The organism is Frateuria terrea, from assembly GCF_900115705.1.
In the GTDB taxonomy this organism is placed as follows: domain Bacteria; phylum Pseudomonadota; class Gammaproteobacteria; order Xanthomonadales; family Rhodanobacteraceae; genus Frateuria_A; species Frateuria_A terrea.
Genome location: NZ_FOXL01000004.1, coordinates 291628 through 314691 on the forward strand (window position 1 = coordinate 291628; position 23064 = coordinate 314691).

General features: G+C 67.4%; 22 protein-coding genes. 9 read left to right on the forward strand and 13 right to left on the reverse strand.

Features of this window, described 5'->3' with window-relative positions:
• Window positions 1–10: 10 nt before the first annotated feature.
• Window positions 11–205, forward strand: coding sequence for a hypothetical protein (locus BMZ38_RS07845; protein ID WP_091336549.1), 195 nt, complete (start codon window positions 11–13; stop codon window positions 203–205).
• On the opposite strand, the gene BMZ38_RS07850 is transcribed toward BMZ38_RS07845, so the two are convergent.
• The 5 genes from BMZ38_RS07850 to BMZ38_RS07870 all read right to left on the reverse strand — a co-directional run bounded on the left by BMZ38_RS07850 (window position 202) and on the right by BMZ38_RS07870 (window position 5994).
• Window positions 202–843 carry an FMN-binding negative transcriptional regulator gene (locus BMZ38_RS07850; protein WP_091336105.1) on the reverse strand — a complete coding sequence of 214 codons (642 nt, stop codon included), beginning with the start codon at window positions 841–843 and terminating at the stop codon, window positions 202–204. The genes BMZ38_RS07845 and BMZ38_RS07850 overlap by 4 nt on opposite strands.
• Before the next feature lie 11 nt (window positions 844–854).
• On the reverse strand, window positions 855–1793 hold the full coding sequence (gene zipA, locus BMZ38_RS07855; RefSeq protein WP_091336107.1) for a cell division protein ZipA: 939 nt from the start codon (window positions 1791–1793) through the stop codon (window positions 855–857).
• Window positions 1794–1803: 10 nt separating this feature from the next.
• A complete protein-coding gene (smc, locus tag BMZ38_RS07860; protein WP_091336109.1) occupies window positions 1804–5304 on the reverse strand; it encodes a chromosome segregation protein SMC in 3501 nt (1166 codons plus the stop codon).
• A gap of 136 nt (window positions 5305–5440) precedes the next feature.
• Window positions 5441–5686 carry a BolA family protein gene (locus tag BMZ38_RS07865; protein WP_175483732.1) on the reverse strand — a complete coding sequence of 82 codons (246 nt, stop codon included), beginning with the start codon at window positions 5684–5686 and terminating at the stop codon, window positions 5441–5443.
• A gap of 8 nt (window positions 5687–5694) precedes the next feature.
• Complete coding sequence (locus BMZ38_RS07870) at window positions 5695–5994, reverse strand: YciI family protein (RefSeq protein ID WP_091336113.1); 300 nt, start codon at window positions 5992–5994, stop codon at window positions 5695–5697.
• Between the two features lie 201 nt (window positions 5995–6195).
• On the opposite strand from BMZ38_RS07870, the gene BMZ38_RS07875 reads away from it, so the two are divergent.
• A complete protein-coding gene (locus tag BMZ38_RS07875) occupies window positions 6196–7302 on the forward strand; it encodes an AI-2E family transporter (RefSeq protein ID WP_091336115.1) in 1107 nt (368 codons plus the stop codon).
• A 165-nt stretch (window positions 7303–7467) separates the two neighbouring features.
• On the opposite strand, the gene lysS is transcribed toward BMZ38_RS07875, so the two are convergent.
• The gene (lysS, locus tag BMZ38_RS07880) at window positions 7468–8997 is read right to left on the reverse strand and encodes a lysine--tRNA ligase (RefSeq protein WP_091336117.1); all 1530 of its coding nucleotides are present in this window, start codon (window positions 8995–8997) and stop codon (window positions 7468–7470) included.
• Between the two features lie 365 nt (window positions 8998–9362).
• Here lysS and BMZ38_RS07885 point away from each other — a divergent pair, with 365 nt between their 5' ends.
• Window positions 9363–10148, forward strand: coding sequence for a hypothetical protein (locus tag BMZ38_RS07885; RefSeq protein ID WP_091336119.1), 786 nt, complete (start codon window positions 9363–9365; stop codon window positions 10146–10148).
• Window positions 10149–10194: 46 nt separating this feature from the next.
• On the opposite strand, the gene prfB is transcribed toward BMZ38_RS07885, so the two are convergent.
• The 5 genes from prfB to BMZ38_RS07910 form a co-directional block, all read right to left on the reverse strand.
• Window positions 10195–11320, reverse strand: a protein-coding gene (gene prfB, locus BMZ38_RS07890) for a peptide chain release factor 2 (protein WP_139202405.1) whose coding sequence is annotated in 2 segments (ribosomal slippage) — window positions 10195–11244 and window positions 11246–11320 — 1125 coding nt in all. Because the reading frame shifts where the segments join, the coding sequence is not laid out codon by codon here.
• A gap of 126 nt (window positions 11321–11446) precedes the next feature.
• Window positions 11447–12421, reverse strand: coding sequence for a sulfotransferase family protein (locus BMZ38_RS07895; protein ID WP_175483708.1), 975 nt, complete (start codon window positions 12419–12421; stop codon window positions 11447–11449).
• 207 nt (window positions 12422–12628) lie between these two features.
• Entirely contained in the window at window positions 12629–13864 is a 1236-nt protein-coding gene (locus BMZ38_RS07900; protein ID WP_091336123.1) for a porin family protein, read from the reverse strand.
• A complete protein-coding gene (locus BMZ38_RS07905; protein WP_091336124.1) occupies window positions 13861–16194 on the reverse strand; it encodes a putative bifunctional diguanylate cyclase/phosphodiesterase in 2334 nt (777 codons plus the stop codon). Before BMZ38_RS07905 ends, BMZ38_RS07900 begins: the two co-directional genes overlap by 4 nt.
• Window positions 16195–16198: 4 nt before the next feature.
• Window positions 16199–16843 carry a cupredoxin domain-containing protein gene (locus BMZ38_RS07910; protein WP_091336126.1) on the reverse strand — a complete coding sequence of 215 codons (645 nt, stop codon included), beginning with the start codon at window positions 16841–16843 and terminating at the stop codon, window positions 16199–16201.
• 174 nt (window positions 16844–17017) lie between these two features.
• Here BMZ38_RS07910 and BMZ38_RS07915 point away from each other — a divergent pair, with 174 nt between their 5' ends.
• The 5 genes from BMZ38_RS07915 (at window position 17018) to BMZ38_RS07930 (ending at window position 20809) form a co-directional block, all read left to right on the forward strand.
• Window positions 17018–17719 carry a pirin family protein gene (locus BMZ38_RS07915; protein ID WP_091336128.1) on the forward strand — a complete coding sequence of 234 codons (702 nt, stop codon included), beginning with the start codon at window positions 17018–17020 and terminating at the stop codon, window positions 17717–17719.
• A 63-nt stretch (window positions 17720–17782) separates the two neighbouring features.
• Window positions 17783–18667, forward strand: a complete 885-nt coding sequence (locus tag BMZ38_RS07920) for a formate/nitrite transporter family protein (RefSeq protein ID WP_091336130.1) — start codon at window positions 17783–17785, stop codon at window positions 18665–18667.
• Window positions 18668–18717: 50 nt separating this feature from the next.
• Entirely contained in the window at window positions 18718–19443 is a 726-nt protein-coding gene (locus BMZ38_RS07925) for a 2OG-Fe(II) oxygenase (RefSeq protein ID WP_091336132.1), read from the forward strand.
• A gap of 201 nt (window positions 19444–19644) precedes the next feature.
• Complete coding sequence (locus BMZ38_RS17550) at window positions 19645–20031, forward strand: hypothetical protein (RefSeq protein WP_139202404.1); 387 nt, start codon at window positions 19645–19647, stop codon at window positions 20029–20031.
• Window positions 20032–20374: 343 nt separating this feature from the next.
• Window positions 20375–20809 (forward strand): cell wall hydrolase, encoded by a 435-nt coding sequence (locus BMZ38_RS07930; protein ID WP_091336133.1) that lies wholly within the window; start codon window positions 20375–20377, stop codon window positions 20807–20809.
• Between the two features lie 69 nt (window positions 20810–20878).
• Here BMZ38_RS07930 and BMZ38_RS07935 read toward each other — a convergent pair whose 3' ends face one another.
• Together BMZ38_RS07935 and BMZ38_RS07940 are read right to left on the reverse strand one after the other, a co-directional pair.
• Window positions 20879–21364, reverse strand: coding sequence for an outer membrane lipoprotein (locus BMZ38_RS07935; protein WP_091336135.1), 486 nt, complete (start codon window positions 21362–21364; stop codon window positions 20879–20881).
• A gap of 77 nt (window positions 21365–21441) precedes the next feature.
• Complete coding sequence (locus tag BMZ38_RS07940; RefSeq protein ID WP_091336137.1) at window positions 21442–22032, reverse strand: glycine zipper 2TM domain-containing protein; 591 nt, start codon at window positions 22030–22032, stop codon at window positions 21442–21444.
• A 198-nt stretch (window positions 22033–22230) separates the two neighbouring features.
• Here BMZ38_RS07940 and BMZ38_RS07945 point away from each other — a divergent pair, with 198 nt between their 5' ends.
• Entirely contained in the window at window positions 22231–22983 is a 753-nt protein-coding gene (locus tag BMZ38_RS07945) for a TatD family hydrolase (protein WP_246807282.1), read from the forward strand.
• Window positions 22984–23064 lie beyond the last annotated feature (81 nt).

Consider the following 23064-nt stretch of genomic DNA (forward strand, 5'->3'; position numbering starts at 1 on the left):
GGTAACCACCATGACACCACTCGATAAACCGCTGAAGCGCGAATTGGCGATCGGCGAGACCACCTACACCCTGACCATCGACCCGGACGGCATGAAGCTCACGGAGAAGGGTCGCCGGCGAGGCGTGGAGCTGCTCTGGAAGGACCTGGTCAGCGGCGACGTCGCGCTGGCCACCGCGCTGCAGGCTTCGCTCGCCGCCGACTAGGAACCGGATCCGCGGTTGGCTTCGCGAATCGCCTCGGCCATGAGGCAGCTGGCCTCGCCCCCCTGCGCGTCCAGGCCGGCCAGCACGCCTTCGCGGTCCGCGCCGGTGCGGTTCTGGCTGAGTTTCCACTTGCCTTCGAGGCGCTCGATCGGCAGGCGCAGGCCGACAATCGCGGAAAGATTGCGGCGGATGTAGTCGGCCGGAGCATCGTCCACCTGCCAGGGCGTGGGCATGGCACGCTCGTGGCGGTCAGTGAGCTGGACCAGAAGCTCGCGCAGTCGTGCCGGATCGTCGAAGGTTTCCAGCGGACCGTGGGCGTGCACGGCGATGTAGTTCCAGGTGGGCACTTCCTTGCCATGGGTCTGCTTGCCGGGATACCAGCCGGCCGAGATATAGGCGTGTGGTCCGAGAAAGATCGCCAGCGACGGCGCGTCTTTGCAGAGCGCGTGGGCATTGGCCCGGGCGACGTGGCCGTACAGCGTGCCGTACGGTCCCTCGTCCGGCGTCAGCAGCAGCGGGATGTGGCTGACCTCGAGGCCCTTGGCGGTCGTGCTGACCAGGGTGGCGAAGGCGATCGCGTCGATCGCGGCGTGCAGTTCCGGCAGCCGTGTTTCGCGGAACGCCGTGGGCATGTACATGGCTGGCGCCTTCAGCGGCCGAAAATGATTTCCTTGCCCTCGTGGTCGCGGTCCCAGCCGCGCAACTCGTCGCGGATGTGGGCGATGCGCTGACGGCCGAGCGCGTTGCGTTCTTCATCCAGGACCTGGCCGTCAAGTAGTTCGGCAAGCCGCTGCGCGGTGGGCAGCATGGCGTCCCAGGCGTCCAGCGCGGGCAGCGGGCCCGGCAGGGTCATGAAGAAGCTCAGGCCCGGCGTGCGCAGGGCATCCAGGCGGGTCAGGTCGAAGTTGCCGGGCTTCAACATGTTGGCCACGCTGAAGATCGGGCCCTGTTCGCGCTTGCCGTCGAGCAGGCGGTGGTAGATGCCCAGGTGCCCGTACTCGAGCCCAGCCTTCTCGGCGGCCACGATCAGGTCCGCGCCGTTGAATGCGCCGCCGTCGCGGGCCATCACGAACAGCGTGACGATGCGTTCCATCGGCAGTTGCGCTGGTCGGCGGCCGAGATCCGATGCGGGCGGCGCCTTGGGAGCCGGTGCCGGAGCCTGTGCAGGTGTGGAGGCCGGTACCGCCGCCGGCACCACAGCGGCCGGCGCGGCCGACGGTGCACGCAGCGCATCGATGATCGAGGACGCGCGGCTCGAAGGCTTGCCAGGAGTGCTGCGTTCGCCAGCCAGGGTGGCGCCGAGTTTTTCCAGTTCCTCGCGCAGGCCGATTTCCAGTTCGCCCTGCTGCGGCATGGGTTCGTCGCGGTGCATGCGTGGATCGTTGTCCTCGATCAGCATGTCGTCTGCATCGCCCTCGACCAGCGTGGGCTCGCGACGTTCGCCACTGCCCTGCCCGGTCGGCATGCGGCGCCTGCCCTGCTCCTTCTTCGGTTGGCCGAACAGCCAGATCAGCGCCAGCACGATGGCGCCGACGATCGCCAGCGGCAGGCCGACGGCGGGGTTCCAGGCAAAGGCGAGCATGGTCATGGATGAATCCTCACGCAGCTCCGGCCAGTTTAGCCGCTTCGGCCAGGTCCACCTGCACCAGGCGCGAAACGCCGGGCTCGCGCATGGTCACGCCGCAGAGCTGGCTGGCCGCTTCCATCGTGGCCTTGTTGTGGCTGACGAAGATGAACTGCACCTTCTCGCTCATTTCCCTGACCATGTTGGAGAAGCGACCCACGTTGGCTTCGTCCAGCGGCGCGTCGACCTCGTCGAGCAGGCAGAACGGCGCGGGGTTGAGGCCGAAGATCGAAAACACCAGCGCCACCGCGGTGAGCGCCTTCTCGCCGCCGGAGAGCAGCGAGATGTTGGACGGCCGCTTGCCCGGCGGGCGCGCCATGATCGACACGCCGGTGTTGAGCAGGTCGTCGCCGGTCAGCTCCAGGTAGGCGTGGCCGCCGCCGAACAGGCGCGGGAACAGCTCCTGCACGCCGGCGTTGACCTTGTCGAAGGTTTCCTTGAAGCGCTGGCGGGTCTCGCGGTCGATCTTCTTGATCGCGCCCTCGAGCGTTTCCATCGCGCTGGCCAAATCCGCAAGCTGATTATCAAGATAAGTCTTGCGCTCGCTCTGCTCGGCGTGCTCCTGGATCGCGGCCAGGTTGACCGGTTCCAGGCGCACGATCTTCTGCGCAAGGTCACCCAGCTGCGTGCGCCACTGGTTGGCGTCGGCCTGCTCGGGCAGTTCGGCGAGCAGCGGTTCGAGTTCCAGGCCAGAAGCAGCGATGGCTTCGGCCAGCTGGTCGGCGCGCATCTGCAACGCCTGCGCGGCGAGGCGCTTTTCCGAGAGGCTTTCGCGCAGCGCGGCCAGGCCCTGCTCGGCCAGATGCCGCTGCTGTTCCAGCTTGCGGAACTCGATGTCGCAATCCTCCAGCGCGCGGCGCGCCTCGACCAGCTGGCGGTCGACCAGCAGGCGCTGGTCGAGGTAGGTCTGGCGCTCGGCTTCCAGCTCGGCGATCGGATCGGAGCCGGCCGCCAGCTGCCCGGCGATCTCGGTACGGCGGGCCTCGACCTGGCGCAGTTGCGTGTCCAGACGTGCCAGCGCCTGTTCCAACGAGGCCAGCGAGGAACGCTTCGATTCCATCGACAGCGCCAGCGCGTGGGCCTGGTCGGCGGCCTCGCGGGCGTTCATGCGAGCTTCCTCGCGGGCTTCGAGCAAGGCGCGGCGTTCGTTTTCCAGCTCGCGGCGCTGGTCTTCCAGGTCGCCCATGTGGTTGACCGACTCGTCCAGGCGCGCGCGCGCCTCGCGGGTCTGCACCTGCAGTTCGTCCAGTTGCTCGATCAACGTCGACAGCTCGCCGGCGACCTTCTCGGCGCGGGCGCGGGCGGTTTCCACCTTGCCGCGATGGCTCTGCAGCTGGCCGGCCAGTTCGGATTGGCGGCGGTGCGCGTTGTAGAGCTCACGCTGGGCGTCGTCGCGGGCGCGCTCGGCTTCGAACTTCGCGGTGCGCAGTTCGTCCAGGCGCGCGGCGGATTCTTCCAGCTGGGCCTCGAGCGTTTCGATCTGCCCGGTGAGCTGGCGGATGTCGCGCTCACGCGCCAGCACGCCGACCTGGTTGCCCTGCGCGCGGCGGATGCGCACCCACTGCGGGGCCAGCCACTCGCCGCTGCGGGTGATGATCGACTGGCCCTCGGCCAGCGAGCCCACACGGTTGCGCGCCTCTTCCAGCGTTTCGGCGGTGTGCACGTGGGAGAGCAAATGCATGGCCGCGGCCGGGCCCCGCACCCTGGCGGCCAGCGTGCCGTCGGCGCCCTGCCCGCCCTCGAGCGAGGCGAGCAGTGCGAGGTCGGCCTCGCCCAGCGTGCCAAAGTCGCCGGCAAGGCCCAGGGGGTTGTCGACCAGCACGCCGTCGAGCAGGCCGGCCAGCACGGTTTCCACGGCCGATTCCCAGCCGGCATCGACCTGCAGCGCCTCGCCCAGGCGGCGCGCCTTGTCCAGGCCGAGGCTGGAAAGCCAGCCGCTGGCGGCGCTTTCCTCCTGGCCCAGCGCGGCATGTTGCAAGGCTTCGAGAGAGGACAGGCGACCGCGTGCACTTTGCAGCTGCTGGCGCGCTTCGTTCAGTGCGGACTGCACCTGGCGCTCCTCGTCGAGCACCTTCTCGTGGGTCAGCTTGTGCTGGTCGAGCAGGCTGCCGAGCGATTCGACACGCTCGCGCTGGGTGTCGTGCTCGACGTGCAGCTGTTCGGCGGCGGCATCGAGCGCCGCCACGTCGGTGGCCTTCTGTTCGGCCTCCAGCGCTTCGCGGCGCTTGGACAGGTCGATCGCCTGGCGGTCGAGATAATTGAGCTTGGTGCGCTCGACTTCCGCGGCGCGGCTCGATTCGCCGGCGGTACGCGTATAGACGTCCCAGCGCTGCTGCCAGTCGGCCAGCCTGGACTCGGTGCTGCGCGCCGCTTCGGCAGTGTCGTCCTGCATCTGCTGCAGGGCCTCGAGCTTCGGCTCGCCTTCGGACAACGCCAGGCGCAGCGTTTCGATCTGCTCGCGGTCGTTGGCGATGTGCGCGGAGAGTTCACCATGCTCGCGTTCGGCTTCGCCCTGAGCGCGCTGCAGGCGGTCGGCAGTCTCACGGTTGAAGCGCACCTGCTGCTCGACGCGGGCGATCTCGGCGCCGACCTTGTAGACCTCGGCCTGCACTTCGTTGAGGTGCTCGGTGGCGCCGGTGTGGCGCTCGCGCACCGACTCCAGCTGCGCCTCGATCTGGCGCTGGCCGGCCAGCTGCTTCTCGATCTCGATCTCGGCGGCGGACAGGCCCTGGCCCTCGCCTTCGTGCTGTCCCTTCAACGCGCGGTATTCGAGCGCGCGCAGCTCGGCTTCCTTGCGCGTCTGCTCTTCCTTGAGCGCCTTCCAGCGCTCGGCGGCGCGGGCCTGGCGATTCAAGTGTTCGAGCTGCTTGTCGACCTCGTCGCGGACGTCCTTGACGCGGTCGAGGTTCTCGCGGGTGGCCTTGATGCGGCTCTCGGTTTCCTTGCGGCGCTCCTTGTACTTGGAGATGCCGGCGGCCTCTTCCAGATGCGTGCGCAGCTCTTCCGGATGGGCCTCGATGATCTGGCTGATCATGCCCTGCTCGATGATCGAGTAGCTGCGCGGACCCAGGCCGGTGCCCAGGAACAGGTCGGTGATGTCGCGCCGGCGGCAGCGCGCGCCATTGAGGAAATAGGAGGACTGCCCGTCGCGGGTGACCTGGCGCTTGACCGAGATCTCCGCGTACTGCGCGTACTCGCCCTGCACGGTGCCGTCGGCGTTGTCGAAGATCAGTTCGACGGTCGCCTGCCCTACCGGCTTGCGCGAGTTGGAGCCAGAGAAGATCACGTCGGTCAGCGAGTCGCCACGCAGACGGCTGGCGGCACTTTCGCCCATTACCCAGCGGATGGCGTCGATGATGTTGGACTTGCCGCAGCCGTTCGGTCCGACCACGCCGGTCATGTTGGTCGGCAGGTGCAGCGTGGTGGGGTCGACGAAGGATTTGAATCCGGCGAGTTTGATCGTGGTCAGGCGCATGCGGGCTCAACAAATCGGTAGGCCCGCGGGTGGATCGGGCGACAGGTCACTGTGCCAAACGCCGGGCGTGGTCGCAATGCGGATCCGGCGTGACAATGAACTTCAAGATGTGGGTTCAACTATATGAAATAAAAGGCTATGGCGACTTGGCGTCGATCGAAAGCGCGTGGATGCCGTGGTCCATCAGGTCCTCCAGGGCGGCATACACCATCCGGTGGCGCCTGATCGGCAGCACGCCGGCAAAAGCCGGGCTGACGATGCGCACGTGAAAGTGGCCTTTGCCGGCGTTGGCGTGGCCGGCATGCCTGTGCCCCTCGTCGAGCACTTCCAGCTCGACCGGCGCCAGCGCGCCGGCCAGGCGCCGGCGGATCTGCTCGACCATCGCCTCGCTCACGGCAGGGTCTGGCGGAACGGCTTGACCTCGACTCCGGCATAGACGCCGGCCGCCACGTAAGGATCGGCCTCGGCCCAGCGCTGCGCATGCTCCAGCGTCTGGAACTCGGCAATGATCAGGCTACCGGTAAAACCGGCCGGACCCGGGTCTTCCGATTCGATCGCCGGGAACGGGCCGGCCAGCAGCAGGCGGCCCTCGGCCTGCAGCTTTTCCAGGCGCGCCAGATGCTCCGGGCGCGCGCTCTTGCGCTTTTCCAGCGAATCGGGGACGTCGGTGCCGACGATGGCAAACCACATGGCGTAGTGCTCCAACCGGAAAACCGCCAAGTCTAGCCGACCCGGCCACTGCCCACAGCCGCGCAGGTCCCGGCGGCCCTACACGTCGTGGTGCGTGCTTCCCCTGTACGGTCGTCGCTTCGGCTGCCGGCACAACGCCGGCTTGTGGGGGCGACGTCACCGCACCCGCGGACCGGCCGGCCCCCGACAAGAGACCCATGCATGGCAGACCGCCCCAACGATTCGTCATCCCCCTCGCCCGCAGGCCATCGATCGCTGCGCGCAATGTGGACCGATCCGTTCGGGTGCCTGGCCGTCCGCTCCGCACAGGTGGTCCTCGTGCTGCTGGTGGCAACGGCCGTGGTGCAGGCGGCCATCCGGCTCAGGCTCCTGGTCATTCCCTTGTTGCTGGCGCTGATCGTGAGCGCGGCCCTGTTCCCGCTGGTCGCCATCCTGCGGCGGCTGCGATTGCCGCATGCGCTGGCGGCGCTGCTCACGCTCATGCTCGGCGGCGTGGGCATCGGCGGGGTTATCGCGCTGGCCGTAGCGCGGGTGGCGGCACAGTGGCCCAGCCTGCAGTCGTCGGCCATCGACGGGCTCGGGCAGGCACTGCATTATCTGCACCGCGGGCCGCTCTCGATCAGCGAACAGCAGATCGATCGCGCGCGGCAGGACGTGGTCGACTTCATGACGAGCAGCGAGTTCGGCCAGCACGCGATGGCCGGGGTATTCACCACGATGGAACTGGCGACCGGCTTCGTGCTGGTGCTGTTCATCCTGTTCTTCTTCCTTAAGGACGGTCCGTCCATCTGGGGCTTCCTGCTACGGCCCCTGCGGCCGGACTGGCATGCGCGCGTGGCACATGCCGGCGACTGCGCGATCGGCGTGCTGGGCGGCTACCTGCGCGGAACCGCGCTGGTGGCGCTGGTCGACACTGTGTTCATCGGTGGCGCCTTGTGGTTTCTCGACGTGCCGCTGGCCGTGCCGTTGTCGATTCTGGTGTTCCTGGCCGCCTTCGTGCCCATCGTGGGCGCGACCGTCACCGGTGTCATAGCGGCGCTGGTAGCGTTGGTCACCGTGGGAATGAGCTCGGCCGTCTGGGTGTCTGCCGTGGTGGTCGTGGTCAACCAGCTGGAAGGAAACCTGCTCTCGCCCGTGGTGCTCGGCCGCTCGCTGCACCTGCATTCGCTGGCGGTGCTGCTGGCACTTACCGCCGGCACGATCCTGGGCGGGATCGTCGGTACTTTGCTGGCGGTGCCGCTTACGGGCGTGGCGTGGGCGGCGGTCAAGTCGTGGAACGATCCCCTGCCCTCGCACGCAAAGGCGTAGGCCTGGCGCGCCAAGGTGGCTTGCCGGCGCTTGCTGCGGCGGCGCGTGGGCAACCGCGCGCCGCAGTGATTTTGCAGGAGCCCGCTTGCGGGCGATGCTCCCTGCACGCGTGGTGAAAAGGCACCGCCCGCAAGCGGGCTCCTGCAACAAAAGGCTCGAGGCCGATCAGGCTTCCGGGCGCATGTACGGGAACAGCAGCACGTCGCGGATCGAGGCTGAACCGGTCATCAGCATGACCAGGCGGTCGATGCCGATGCCGAGGCCACCGGTCGGCGGCAAGCCGACTTCCAGCGCTCGGATGTAATCGGCATCGAAGTGCATGGCCTCGTCGTCGCCGGCGTCCTTGGCCTCCACCTGGGCCTTGAAACGGGCCGCCTGGTCTTCCGGGTCGTTGAGTTCGGAAAATCCGTTGGCGATTTCCTTGCCATTGATGAAGAGCTCGAAGCGATCGGTGATGCCCGGGTCGGTATCGCTTTCGCGCGCCAGCGGGGAGACCTCGACCGGATGGTCGGTGATGAAGGTCGGCTGGATCAGCGTGTGCTCGACGGTCTTCTCGAAGATTTCCAGCAGCAGCTTGCCCCAGCCGTAGCCAGGCTTGACGTGGATGCCCAGGCGCTTGGCATGCGCCGCCATGGCGTCGCGGTCACGCAGTTCCTCGCGACGGATGTCCGGGTTGTGCTCCAGCACGGCGTCTTCCATCCGCCAGCGGCGGAACGCGGGACCGACGTCGATCTGCGCGCCTTCCCAGGTCAGTTCCGTGCCGCCCAGCACGTTCTGAGCGGTCTCGCGGATCACCGCCTCCGTAAGATCCATGATCTCCTGATAGGTGGCGTAGGCCTGGTAGAGCTCCAGCATCGTGAACTCGGGATTGTGCCGGGTCGACACGCCTTCGTTGCGGAAGTTGCGGTTGATCTCGTAGACGCGGTCGAAGCCGCCCACGACCAGGCGCTTGAGATACAGCTCCGGCGCCACGCGCAGGTACAGGCTCATGTCCAGCGCGTTGTGGTGGGTGATGAAGGGCTTGGCGGTGGCGCCGCCGGGGATGACGTGCATCATCGGTGTCTCCACCTCCATGAAGCGGCGCGGGTCCGCTTCCAGCCACTTGCGCATGAAACCGATGATCTTCGAGCGCAGCGCGAACGTGCGACGTGCCTCCTCGGTCACGATCAGGTCGACGTAGCGCTGGCGATAGCGCTGCTCGACGTCGGCCAGCCCATGGAACTTGTCCGGCAACGGGCGCAGGCTCTTGGTGAGCAGGCGCAAACCGTCCACCTTGACCGACAGCTCGCCGGTCTTGGTGCGCATCAGCAGGCCCTGGGCGCCGACGATGTCGCCCACGTCCCAGCCTTTGAACGCCTCGTAGGTGCCCTCGCCCACCGTGCCCTGGTGGATGAACAGCTGGATGCGGCCGGTGAAGTCCTGCATCTGCACGAAACTGACCTTGCCCTGCACGCGCTTGAGCACGATGCGACCGGCTACGTTCACGCGGCGCGCGGCGGCATCCACGGCCTCGGCGTCATGGTCGGTGAACTCCATGCGCAGGTCGCCCGCGAACGCGTCGACCTTGAAATCATTCGGGAAGGCAATGCCCCGCCCGCGCAGTTCCTTGAGCTTCTCGCGGCGTTCGGCGATGAGCTTGTTCTCGTCAGGCGCCATGGGGTCGTTGGCGGTAACGGGCGCAGGGTTGTCGGTCATGCTTGGGTTTCCGTGTGCAGCAACCGGTGTCGTTTCGACCGGGCGTGATTGATGATTTTCTGGATGCGAACAGCGTGAGACTGGCTTGCCCGGGCACACCGGGCGCCCAGGAAGGGAACGCCCTGGGTCGGACGGGACGAGAGACTCGGCCCTGCGTTTGCCACGGCTTTCCCTGCGCCGGATGCCACCGCTTGGCCGCGCGGGTCAAGCCTGCGATGCCGGCCCTGCAGTGTATGCGACGCCCACGGCCCCACAAAAGGGGCGACGGCGTCCGCCCTCGCCGGTACGCCTTCAGGCATGCCCCGCCTTCACGCCGGCCGTGCTATCGGCGCGCCTGCAGGGGAACGACGAGCAAGGAGCACCCCATGTTTCCCACCCATCCCAAATGGGCGCTGGCAGCCGTGCTGGCGTTCGGTTCGATGCTGACCGCCGGCGCCTACGCCGCAAGCCCGGCCCCCACCGCCTCTACCGGCAACGTGGCGTCGGTCTGGATCATCTGGCCGAAAGACGGCCAGGCCCAGCCCTTCGAGACCGCGCTCAAGGCGCACGCCGCGTGGCGCAAGCAGAACGGCGAAGGCTTCGTCTGGTCGATCTACCAGCCGGTGGTCGGCGAGGACCTCGGCTTCTACGTCATCCGGTCGGAAGAACACACCTGGCCGCAAATCGATGCCAACGAGACGTGGGAGCGCGAACATGGCGCGGCCGAGTTCGACCGCGACGCCGGCCGCTACGTGAAGCGCGTCGAACACTACTTTTCCAAGACGGACATGGACCACAGCCACTGGATCCAGAGCAAGGATTACAAGTATTTCGGCGTCTACGAGTTCCAGCTCAAACCGGAAGGCCGCGATGGCGTGGAGGACGCGATCGCCAAGGTCCATACGGCGGTCGAAGCGGCCAAGTGGCCCTACCCGTATGAAATCGACACATCGATCGGTGGCCGCGGCTCGCTGGACATCGTCGAACCGATGAAGAGCTACGCGGACATGGCCGAGCCCAATCCCAGCCTGATGAGCGTGCTCGCCCGCTCGCTGGGAACCAAGGAGAGCGCGAAAGAAACCATGAACAGGTTCGACAGCGGGATCCAGAAGAGCGCGTACACGATCTTCCTGTACCGGCCGGACCTTTCCACGCCTCGATCCGGGCGCTGACGACGGCCGTCCCGGCCCCTCCGTGCGGAGGGACCGGGGTGCGGACTCACGCGTCGATCCGTTTGGCGCCGGCGTCCAGGCCCGATTTCAGGCTGGCCTCGATGAACTCGTCCAGGTCGCCGTCGAGCACCTTTTGCGTGTCGGAGCGTTCGACGCCCGTGCGCAGGTCCTTGATGCGGCTCTGGTCGAGCACGTAGTTGCGGATCTGGCTGCCCCAGCCGATATCGGACTTGGTTGCCTCCAGCGCGTCCTTCTCCGCATTGCGCTTCTGCACTTCCAGTTCGTACAGCTTGGCCGCCAGCATCTTCATGGCGCGGTCGCGGTTGGCATGCTGGCTGCGCTCGGTCTGGCAGGCCACCACCACGCCACTGGGCACGTGGGTGATGCGCACCGCCGACTCGGTCTTGTTGACGTGCTGGCCGCCGGCGCCGGAGGAGCGGTAGACGTCGGTCTTCAGGTCGGCCGGATTGATCTCGATGTCGATGTCGTCGTCGACCTCGGGCGAAACGAACACCGACGTGAAGCTGGTATGGCGGCGGTTGTCCGAGTCGAACGGGCTCTTGCGCACCAGCCGATGCACGCCGATCTCGGTCTTCAGCCAGCCGTAGGCATAGTCGCCCTCGACGCGGAAGGTCGCGGACTTGATGCCCGCCACTTCGCCGCCGGAGACTTCCATCAGTTCGACCTTCCAGCCGCGCGACTCGGCCCAGCGCAGGTACATGCGCAGCAGCATCTCGGCCCAGTCCTGCGCCTCGGTGCCGCCGGCGCCGGCCTGGATGTCGACGAAGGCATTGGCCGAATCCATCTTGCCTGAGAACATGCGCTGGAACTCGAGCTTGCCTACGCGCGCCTCGAGCTTCTCGACGTCGGCGGCGACCGAGCCGACGGTGTCCTCGTCGCCGTCGGCGGCGGCCATGTCCAGCAACTCCTTCGCGTCGGACAGGCCCGCGGTGAGCTCGTCGATACCGGTGACGACGGTGTCCAGGCGGGCGCGCTCGCGGCCCAGTTCCTGCGCGCGCGGCGGATCGTCCCAGACGGTCGGGCTTTCCAGCTCGCGGATTACTTCTTCGAGGCGCTCACGCTTGGTGGCGTAGTCAAAGATACCCCCTAAGCGACTCGACGCGGCCGGTGAGGTCCGCGATCTGCGCAAGGATCGGATTGGTCTCGATCATGAAAACGTCTGGCCGTGGTGGTGGCGCCCTGACGGGCGCTGGCGGGAACGGCGAAGGATAGCAAAGCGCCGCCGCGACCGGCTACGCGGCGGCGCCCTTGGCCCGCGATCGGGCGCGAGAGGCCGTTCAGCCGCGATGCCCGAACCAGATCGGCAACACGGGGCGGCCGAGCAGCTCATCCAGCCCGTCCAGCTCGCGCTCGAAGTAGTCATCGAGCAGGCGGTGGGTGGACGGCTTCATCGCCGGCGGCTTGGCCTTGACCAGCGGATTGATCCTGCGATGGGCGATGTTGACCAGACGCGGGAAATTGATGTGTCCACCCGCGAGCGCCGGGTTCATCGGCAGGCGCGCCTGGTAGGACATGCTGCCGCCGGCGCGGAAGAAGCGGTTCTTCGCCACCTCGAAGCCGGGATGGCGCGGAACCAGCGATCCGTTCTTGTGTGCCTCGACCGCAGCCGGCGGCAGTTGCCGGTAGTCGATGCCGATGTGTCCGCAGATCTCGCGCAGCGCCCCCTGCTTGTCGGCCATGAACTCCTCGAAGATCACTACCTTGACCCGCTCCGGCGCGACGTGCCGGAAAAACTTGTTCAGCTGGTCCAGGTACAGGCTGCGCTGCAGCACGGAGAACGGGTCGTAGCGCAGCGTGTCCTCGAAGCTGTAGATGGCGCGGCCGGTACGCACCAGGTGCCAGTACTGCGAGTAGGCGCGCTCAGTGGGATGACGCAGCAGGATGATCAGCTTCAGCTGCTTGTTCTGCACCGCGATGCGCCTGGCGGCGATTTCGGAGGACAGGTAGGTGGTCGAGTCCTCGCCCACCAGTTGGTCCTTGCCTGCCCCTTCGAAGTGCGAGGCGTACCACTGCCAGAACCGCTCCGGGTCGTCCTCCAGCCGCTGGCTGACCCAGTTGGCGCCATCGAAGTAGTTGAAGTCCGGGTGCTGGAACAGGTTGTCGATGTCGTAGAAGTTGACTTCCCGGTCGGGTATGAACACCTGCGGATGCTGCCCGAGGATGTAGTGGAGCGTGGTCGTACCCGACTTCATCGCCCCGCCGATGATGAAGTCCGGCGTGCGCAGCCCTTCCGGCAAGATCCAATTGCTCATCGTGCAACTCATGTCGCCTCCCTGTGCCCTTTCCTGGCAACGCCACGCATGAGGCGTGTCGGTCTTGCAGCAACTTTTCCGTCCGGCAGGTCCGTTACGACCGTCTTTTGCGTCGTTGCCGCAGGTTCATGCGATTGGCGCAGGGGCTTGATCAAGGCGCAGGGAAGAAAACGTGGCGCCTGGGTGAAACGCGGAGGAAAACTGCCGTCAGTAGAACAACCGGGCGCTCAGTTGGACCTGCGTACCGCGGGTGTGGGTGGGCAGGCCGTAGTCGGCGCGGACGGTGCGGGTGCTGTCGATGTGCAGCGCTTCCAGGGTGAACCGCAACCACGGGTGCGGGCGCCAATTGAGGGCGGCGGTCACGGCGTTGCCGTGCTCGCCTTCGTGCACGCCCGGCGCCACGGGCAGCTCGCGGGTACTGAAGTGGTCCCACCGCAGCGCCGGCCGCCAGGCGCCACGATTCCAGCCGGCCAGCAGGTAGGCGGCACGGTAACGGGTAGTGAACACGAGGTCGGGTACCGGTTCGATGACGGTATCGCCATCCATCGCCTGGGCGATCCAGGTAACCGGGCCGGTTTCCGCTGTCGCGCCCAGGCTCCAGAAGCGGGTGCGCCAGGCGTACAGGCGGTGCCCGCCTTCATAGGGAACCCACTGCTGGGGGTCGGCGTGGTTGTCGTAGTGCATCAGGCTGAGCCGGCCCCAGCCGCGCGCACGCCAGTCGAGCTGGACGTAGTTCCCCCACGCATGGCCGATGTCGCGAAACGGGTCGTAGCGCATCGGCGGCATGTCCCCGTCGTCACGCACGTAGGCGTCCGGCTCGCGCAGGCGGCTGCCCAATCCATAGGTCAGGTCGCTGAGCGACCAGCCGCGGATCGCCAGCAGGTTGCCGGCTGGCTCGTTGCGCTGGAACAGCGCGCCACGCAGCTCCCAACGGGCGACCTCGCCGCGGCGCTCGATGCGCGCCTCGGCGCCGGTGGCGCGCAGCTCTTCGCCGATCCAGCTGTTGATCGCCGAAGGCGTGATCGTCCAGGGGCTGGTCCAGCCGATCGAGTCGTTCTCCAGCGACACCGGCGGGAAGAACGCACCGACCTGGACCGATCCGCGCCAGGGCGTGGTCGATGCCGGACGCCAGCGCAGGTAGGCCTCGAGCAGGTCGACGCCTGCGCGATCGCCATCCTGCAGCTGCGCGCCCGCAAGGGCGAGTAGCGAGGGTGTCAGTTGCGCGGTGCCCACCAGCGCTGCACCACCGAAGCGCAATGCCGTACCGCCGCCACCGTAGCGCGTCTTGCCGAGGCCGCCCTCGACCCAGCTGCGCTCGGCCGGGGCTACCACCAGGCGGCCGTCCAGATAGCCGTGCAGGCTGAAATCCTGGGCCCGGCCCGTCGCTGTCCATGCCGACATGCAGGCCAGCGCCAGGGCGCCCATGCGCAGGCGTGGGTTCATGCGATCCCGGCCCGCTCGAACGAGAAGCCGGCCAGCTCTGCCGCCGGCAACGGCCGCGCGATGAAAAATCCCTGCGCATGGTCGCAGCCGATCGCCGCCAGTTGTTCCAGCGCACCCCGGTCTTCCACGCCCTCGGCCGTGACCTGGAAACCCAGCCGGTGGCCGAGTTCGACGATGGAACGCACGATGGTCTGGTCGTTGGCGTCACGGGCCAGGTGGCGCACGAAGGTCTGGTCGATCTTCAGCTCGCTCACCGGGAGGTGGCGCAGGTAGGCGAAGGCAGACTGGCCCACGCCGAAGTCGTCGACCGCGATGCCCACGCCCAGGTCGGCCAGCCCCTTGAGCACGCGCATGGCGGTTTCCGGCTCGCCTATCACGGCGCGCTCGGTGATCTCGACGGTGAGCTGGCCCGGCGGCAGGCCGTGGATGGACAGCAGGCGGCCGATGCGCAGCGGCAGCTCGGCTTCCCCAAGGTCCCGCGCAGAGAGGTTCACCGCCACCTTCAACTCAAGCCCACGCGCGTGCCAGCGGCTGGCCTGCGCAATGCCGGCGGCGAGCGCCCAGCGGGTAAGCCGCTGGATGTTGCCGGTGTCCTCTGCCATGCCGATGAAATCCTGCGGCGGCACCATCCCGCGCCGCGGATGGTGCCAGCGCACCAGGGCCTCGACGCCATCGACGCGGCGGCTGGCCAGCGCCAGCTTGGGCTGGTAGTGCAGTACGAGCCGGTCGTGATCGAGCGCCTCGCGCAACTCGCCCATCAGCGACAGGCGTTCGGTGCGGTGCGGATCGGTCGCCGCGTCGTAGAACGCCAGCGGGCGGGTCGAGCCGGTCGCGGCAAACTGCGCCACCTCGCCATGGCGCAGCAGCACCGAGGCCATCGTGCCATCTTCCGGGTACATCGCGATGCCGAGCGCCGGCAAGGTGTCGATGCTGACGTCCGCCTCCACGTAGGGCGCATTGAGCGCGTCGAGGATGCGCAGCGCCGAGGCGACCGCCTCGGTGCGGTCGGCGCCTGGCAGCCAGGCCACGAACTGGGTATCGGTGGCGCGTGCCAGCTGGGCCGAGGCGGCTACCCGGCCCACCCGCGCGCCCACTTCGCGCATCAACCGATCGTACAGGCTGTGGCCCATCGTCTTGATGATGTCGGGCGCGCGCGTGAGGCCGACCATAAGCAACGCGCCGTGGGTGGTTCCGGCGTCTCGCGCGCGGTCGATCGCGGCCTCGGCGGCGACGCGGTTGGGCAGGTCGGTCACCTGGTCATGCAGGGCCTGCTGGCGGATGTGCTCCTCGCGCTGGCGCACCGCGTCGGCCATCGCAGCAAAGGCGGCGGCGAGTTGGCCCAGCTCGTCACGGCGATCCAGGCGGGGCAACGCGCGGTAGTCGCCGGCCTCGATGCGCCGTGCCGCGCCGGCCAGCGATTCGACCGGTCGCGACACGCTGCGCGCGGTCAGCCAGGCTCCGATCAGGCCGACGGCCAGCCCGAGCCCGAGCAGGATGGCCCAGGCGATCACCACCGCCCGGAACGGGCGCAGGGCATCGCCCAACGAATAGCCCAGCACCGCCACCACGGGTGCACTGCTGCGCGCCTGGCTGAGCGGCTGTGCCAGCACCAGGTATTCGCGGCCTTTGATGCTGCGCACGGCCGGACGCATGGGCAATGCCTGACCGGCAAGGCTGGCGACCAGGCCCGCATGCTTCAGGCCCTGCGCGGCGGCGACCCAGCCCGAAACGCCGGGCCGCACCGCCAGCTCGATATCGCCCGGCAACGCGGAGAGCTCGCGCAGGTGGGCCAGCAGCGCATCGTCCAGTGGCACGTAGACCACCACCAGGCCGACCGGTTGCGGCGCGTAGATCGGCACCACCACTACCCAGTAGGCCTTCGCCTGCAGCGACACGACCGCGGCCGTGCGTCGGTCGAATGCATGCTCGGCCAGGTCCGGGAAGGCAAAGCGCTGGCCGCTGGCACGGACGTCCGCCGTATCGACCTCCACCACCCCGTCCAGGCCCACCAGTTGCATGCGCGAGGCGCCCACGCGACGCCCGTGGTTGCGCAGCACGGAGAACACGGTGCCGTGGTCGCGCTCGGCGATCGCCGAGCGCAGTGCGTAATCAAGCGCCATGACCTCGACGTTACCGGCCACGCGAGCCGAGAGGTCGTCCATCTGCGCCACGAAGGCCTGTGCGTTGACCGCCAGCTGGCGCTCGCCCTCGGTGACCAGCGCCCGCCGCGTCACGCCGTAGACCAGCGCCGCGGTGACCAGTTGCACGGTCACCAGCGTGGCGACGAAGAACAGCGCGAGACGAAGCCGGAAACCGACGGCAGCGCGCATGGGCTCAGTAGTCCAGATGCTCGCGATCGGCAAAGCCGCGCGGGTCGGGAATCAGCGAAAGGGTGAAGTCGACCTGCTGAACCTCCTCCCCGGCACCCAGCGTGCGGATCTCGCGGGGCTGCGCCAGGCCTGGCCGCAGCTGGGGATGCCACACCGTCACCGTGTAGACGCCTGGCGGCAAGTGCTCGAACGCCACCTGCCCCTGCGACGGCGTCACCTGCGCCTGTTCGGGCGAAACCAGCAGATAGGCGATCATGTGGTCGTGGATGTTGCAGCCGACCGCGACCAGGCCGGGTTTGTCCAGGGCCAGCGGCGGCGAGCTCTCCCCCGGGCGCAGCAGGAACTCGAAGGCCTTGGCCTCGGAAAAGGAGTAGACGTGGTGGCGGGTGCCGTCGCTGTTGCGGAACACCACGCGGTCGCCCGGGCGCACCACCTGCACGTAGGGAATGAACGTCTCGTCGCGCTGGTCCACGTAGCGCGTGACGGGCGCGACGGGGGGCGTGGATGCCGGAGTTGCAGGGGTGACCATCACCACCGCGTCGCCCACGGCATGGCCGCCTGCGTCACTGATCCGCACCACCAGTTGCCCCGCCCACAACGGGCCCGCGCTGCCGGCCAGCAGCCAAGCGACCATGACTCGCCAGCGCATGACGCGCACTCCCCTGGAAATCCCCGGCGCTAGCCTAACCCATGCCTCCGCGCCGCGGTCAATGGATGGGTGCCCGCTGGCGAACGATCCGTTCAACCGACGCGCATTTGAGTACCGCCAGCGCAGCCTTACCTTGGAAGTCGGGGCCGGCATCCGCCGGCAGGAGAAACACAGATGATCGAACGCAGGCCTTTTGACACCCTGGGCGGTGCCAACCACGGTTGGCTGGACGCCAAACACCATTTCTCGTTCGCCGGCTATCACGATCCGGTCCGTATGGGCTGGGGTGCGCTGCGGGTGTGGAACGACGACACCATCGCCCCGCGCAGCGGGTTTCCGCCGCACCCGCATGCGGACATGGAGATCATCACCTACGTGCGCGAGGGCGCGATCAGCCACCGCGACAACTTGGGCAACGAAGGCCGCACCGTCGCGGGCGACGTGCAGGTGATGAGCGCGGGGACCGGCATCACCCATGCCGAATACAACCTGGAACCGGACACCACCCGCATCTTCCAGATCTGGATCGTTCCCGACCGCCGTGGCGGTGCGCCAACCTGGGGCGCGCGGCCCTTCCCGAGCGGCGAGCGCGCCGGCCGCTTCGTGCCCCTGGCAAGCGGCTTTGCCGGCGATGCCGACGCCCTGCCCCTGCGAGCCAACGCCCGCGTGCTCGGGGCCACGCTGCGCGCGGGCGAGCACGCGGACTATCCGCTGGCTGCAGGCCGGTATGCCTACCTGGTTTCTGCCAGGGGCGCCATCGAGCTCAATGGCATGCGGCTGGACGCACGCGACGGCGCAGCCATTAGCGACGAGCCTTCACTGCACGTTGCCGCGCTGGAAGATGCCGAACTGGTGCTGGTCGACGTGCCGGCCTAAAGGCCACGCCACGCACACGCCGCGCCTCGTAGCTTGCAGGGCTCGCCGCAGAGGAGCCCTGCCATGCCGCAGCCAACCGGGCGCCCGGGGAGCGCCGACGCACAAGACCCGAACGAAGCCGACGCGCGCGACGGCTTCTCGCTCTCGCGGAAGGAACAAGGCGAGGTCGAGCAGAAACGACCGCCGCGCGTGGCCGTGCTGCACGAAACGATCCGCCTCGAAGGTGAGGAGGAACTCGGCCGCGGCTTGTCCGCGCTGAGCTTGTCGGCGCTGGCGGCCGGCCTGTCGATGGGCTTTTCGATGCTGGCGCGCGGATTGCTGCACCGCTACCTGGAAGGCGTGCCTGGCGCCTTCCTGATCGAGAGCCTCGGCTATCCGTTCGGCTTCCTGGTGGTGATCCTGGCGCGTCAGCAGTTGTTTACCGAGAACACCATGACCGCGGTGCTCCCGCTGATGACCCATCCGAGCCTGCGCAAGCTCGGTTCGCTGCTGCGGCTGTGGTCGGTGGTGTTCCTGGGCAACCTTGTCGGTACGGCGCTGTTCTCGTACGGCATCCTGCACATGGAATTGTTCGACGATGGCACACGGTCCGCGCTGCGCGGCATCGGCACCGAGGTGATGGGCAACACGCCGCTGCAGATGTTCACCAAGGGCATCGTCGCCGGCTGGCTGATCGCTACCATGGTGTGGCTGGTGCCGGCCGCGGAACACGCCAAGATCGCCGTGATCGTGATCACCACCTACCTGATCGCGTTGGGCGGCTTCACCCATATCATCGTGGGGTCCGTGGAGACCTTCTACCTGGTATTCGCTGGCGAGCTTTCCTTCGGCGGCTTCGTGTTCCACTTCGCGTTGCCGACACTGGCCGGCAACGTCGTCGGTGGAAGCTGCATCTTCGCCCTGATCAGCCATGCCCAGGTCCGCAGCGACGAAGCCGAGGAACATTGAAGCGCAAGAAACGGAGAGCGCGCTCGCGCATCGGGCTCTAGCCTGGTGCGATGACTGAGGACCCCGATCACTTCATAGCCAGGTTGCGGGCAGTCGACTGGCCAAATGTCCACAGCGCACTCGATGCCCATGGCCATGCCGTACTGCCCGCCCTGATCTCGCCGCACGGATGCCGCGCGCTGGCCGCACTCTATCCGCAGCGCGGGCATTTCCGCAGCCGCGTGGTGATGGCGCAGCATGGCTTCGGGCGCGGTGAGTATCAGTACTTCAACTATCCGCTGCCCGCGCCGGTCGAAGCATTGCGTACGGGCGCGTATCCGCACCTGGTCCCATTGGCGGACCGATGGAACGAGGCGATGGGCATCGACGTGCGCTACCCGCCGACGCATGCTGGATTCCTCGCGCGCTGCCATGCAGCAGGCCAATCGCGGCCCACGCCACTTTTGCTGCGCTACCAGACCGGAGACTACAACTGCCTGCATCAGGATCTGTATGGCGAGCACATTTTCCCGCTGCAATTGGCCATCCTGCTGTCCGCACCCGGCACCGATTTCGCCGGCGGCGAATTCGTGCTGACCGAGCAGCGACCGCGCATGCAGTCGCGCGCCGAGGTGGTGCCGCTGGCGCAGGGGGATGCGGTGATCTTCGCCGTGCACCAGCGCCCCGTGCCGGGCACGCGCGGTTGCTACCGCGTGAACATGCGCCATGGTGTGAGCCGCCTGCGCAGTGGTTCGCGCCACATGTTGGGCATCATCTTCCACGACGCAAAGGCGTGATCGCTCTCCGAGGGAACACCAGGCCATGCCTGCGCTGGTGCGGCCCAGTCCCGTACACCCACCACCCCGCCGGGGCGGAAGAGCGCACCCTTCCCACGCTCGCATCGTTGGTCCACATATCGACGCGTCCGAAGCGTTCCGTGCCGGCGTCGGCGAGCGCCTGCATTGGCGCGCATCACTTTGCCCCGGCCGATATCGCTGATGAAGATGGATCCTTTCCAACGTCTTCAGCGGATCGCCGATCTGTCCTGCGCGAAAGATGCCAAAGCAGATCACGCAGCGATCCACCGTGTCGGATGCGGCCGCTGCGGCGCGTGTGAAGCCACGCTGGACAAGCTCGCTGGACTGTTCGTTCAACGACGAAACATTCATTCAGAGCTCACGCCTGCAGCGCACGAGAACCGCTGGATGACAGGCATGCCCCAGCTGCACGGCACGGTTGCACAGGCACGGGCCTTGAGTGCGCGAACGCATGCATTCACCTTGCAGCGATGCGCCATGCATCAACGTGAGTCGAATCTAAATCCGGCCGGTCCGGCACTTGCCAGCGAGCGTCACGACCACTACGCTCCCGCCGACTTTAGATGATGCCCATTGCCCACGGGCATCTGCACGCGACGAACCGGAGGGGTCCGGATCGGCGCGACCCGGCAGCCCCAGGCCGGATGGAACGACCGCCTACGCGGAACAATCAGAGCAGCAGCCGCAATCGTGCAGACCTCGACCGGTCGCGATTAGCAGTGCGCGCGCAAATGATCACGCCGGTCTCGGACCAGCCGGCAAACGCCACAGTCCCGTGGCAAAGCGTTCACGACTCTTGGTTTCGGTCGTAACGGTCAATCCAGGTGGTAACGGCCTGCCCGCCCGTCCACCGCAACGGCGCACGAGATGGAGGTTTCATCCCGCGCGTACAGCACGTTGGAGGCAGACAATGAAACTTTCCATGCTGTTGTGGCTGACGTCCGTACTGCCCCAGCCGATCGCCGACCAGGCGTGCCTGGCGACGACTGTGTACCTGGAGGCGCGCAGCGAGTCGACCATCGGCCAGCTCGCCGTGGCCGAGGTCGCACTGCGGCGACGCGAACGCGGCCGCTGGGGCAACACCGTCTGCAAGGTAGTGGCCGCCCCGCACCAGTTTGCCATCACTGCAACACCCGGCTCTTACGACATCGCCAACTTCAAGGCCTTCACCAAGGCGTGGAAGGTCGCCGGCTACTCGATGGACAACTGGGCCCTGCCGCTTGCACAGCGGCAACTGCTGGTGCCGCATGCCGATCACTTCGCTACCGTGGCCATCGCACCGACCTGGTCGCTCAACCACACCAGCACGACCATCGGCGAGCACCGTTTTTACGCGGTCAACTGACGCGGACTTTCCTGCAACAAAAAAGGCCCTCGCGAGAGAGCCTTTTTTTTGGACGTCTTTACGTCCACGCTACATCGCGTAGACGTGGTCCCCGCGGATCTGGGCGTAATCCCCGACCCGCAATCCGGGGTCTTCCTTTTGTGTCACGGTCGCGTACTGGCCATTGTCGAGCCGGAGCGTAACGCGCCAGGCCAACTGTTGCCCGCCGCCGGAACGCTTGCCCACCTCGTGGCCGACCACGCCACCGGCAACGGCTCCGGCCACGGTGGCCGCCTGGCGTCCTTTGCCTCCCCCGACCTGGTTGCCCAGCACGCCACCGGCGACGGCTCCGATCACGGCGCCCAACGTGCCATGGCCGCCGCCCTCGATGCTGACCTGCTGCACGTCTTGCACCACGCCACAGTTCTCGCAACGCGAGCTGCCGTAGCCGGAACTCTGATAGACGCGGTTGTTGTTGCCGCCGTTGTCGTACGGGCCCGTGGCGCATCCTCCTAGGAGGAGGCTACCGGCCAGTGCGGCAGCGAGCGCGAAGTGGCGGGATCGGTAGACGGTCATGGCGCGACTCCTCGATATGGGTGAGCCGGATGATCGCTCGCGGTCCGTCCATGGACCGCGCAGGCGGCGTCAACCCATCAATGCGCGTCGGAAACGGCGACGACGCCTTCCTGCACCTGTACGCGGTCACCCGGGTCATGGTCCATGCGAACCGTGCGGGTGACGCCGTTGTACTCGTAGCGCACGTCGTAGCCGACCACCTTGGTGCTACTGTCGTTGACCGTCTCGCACTTGCGCTCGGTCGTGCTGGTCTCGGTGGGATGCTGGCGCCGTTCCTGGATCTTCTTGCCGGCATAGCCACCGGCCACCGCGCCCGCCACGGTGGCGAGGGTCTTGCCCTTGCCGCCGCCGACCTGGTGACCGAGCAGGCCGCCGGCGACCGCGCCGATCGCCGTACCGGCAATCTGATGCTGGTCCTTCGGCGCCTCGGTGTGCGTAACGACCTCGTCGTGGCAGACCTGGCGCGGGTTGTTGACCGTCTTGCGGACCGGGTCGACGCTCACCACGCGCGCATACTTGGCGCCTGCGCCGGTACTGCCAGCTTCGGCGCTGGACGATCCATTGGCCAGGCCTGCATCGGCACTGGCGTCGCGGTTGCAAGCCGAAATGCCCATCGCGAGCGCTGCCGCGATCCCCATGTGAAGCGCATTGACCATCAACCTGTTCATGACTTGCCTCTCCTTCGTTTCATGCGGCGTGTCGGGCGCGCCATGCGACCGCCATTCACCTGCGGAACCATTGAACCTTCGCCATACTGAATCCGACCTAGACATCCGCCCCCTATGCGCACCCCAGGTGACAAACGCGTGACGGACAACTCACATCCGCCCGCCCCCCACGCGGCTCCGTGGCTGGTCGACAGCCACGTGCATATCGACGATGCGAGCTTCGACCGCGATCGGGAGCAAGTGCTGGCAAGCGCTGCCGAAGCGGGCGTGCGGCTGATGGTCGTGCCCGGCATCGATGCGGCGAGCTGGCCGCGCATCGCCAGGCTGTGCGATCGCCACGCCGGCCTCGCTCCCGCCTACGGGTTGCACCCGCTGTTCCTGGCACGCCATCGCCCCGGTCATCTCGAACTGTTGCGCGAGCGATTGGGCGATGGCCGCGCCGTCGCGCTCGGCGAGATCGGGTTGGACTTTTATATGGAAGAACTCGATCGCGCCCAGCAGCAATACTACTTCGAGGCACAACTTGACCTTGCTCGGGAGCTTGAGTTGCCCGTGATCGTGCATGCCCGTCGGGCGGTGGAAGAAGTCCTGCTTGCGTTGCGCCGGTTTCCGGGCCTGCATGGTGTCGTGCACAGCTTTGCCGGTAGCGAGCAGCAGGCGGAGCGGCTCTTCGAGATGGGGTTCCTGCTTGGCATCGGCGGTCCAGTCACCTACCCGCGCGCAAAGCGGCTGCGGCACCTGGTTGCCAGGATGCCGATCCAGTTCCTGCTGCTGGAAACCGACGCGCCGGACCAACCCAGCGCAGGTCACCAGGGCGAGCGCAACGAGCCCGTGCGCATGCTGGGGACGCTGCAGGCGATTGCAGCGCTGCGCGGCGAGTCGCCCGAAGCCATTGCAGCCGCCACCACGGCGAACGCCTGCCGCCTGTTCGGGCTGCAAGCCCACGGCTGAGCTTGCGGGGCCCAGGGGCGCCCCACTGCGCCTGCAACATATGGGTAGCAACCGCTGCAACGCGCGCTCGCGACACTTGCC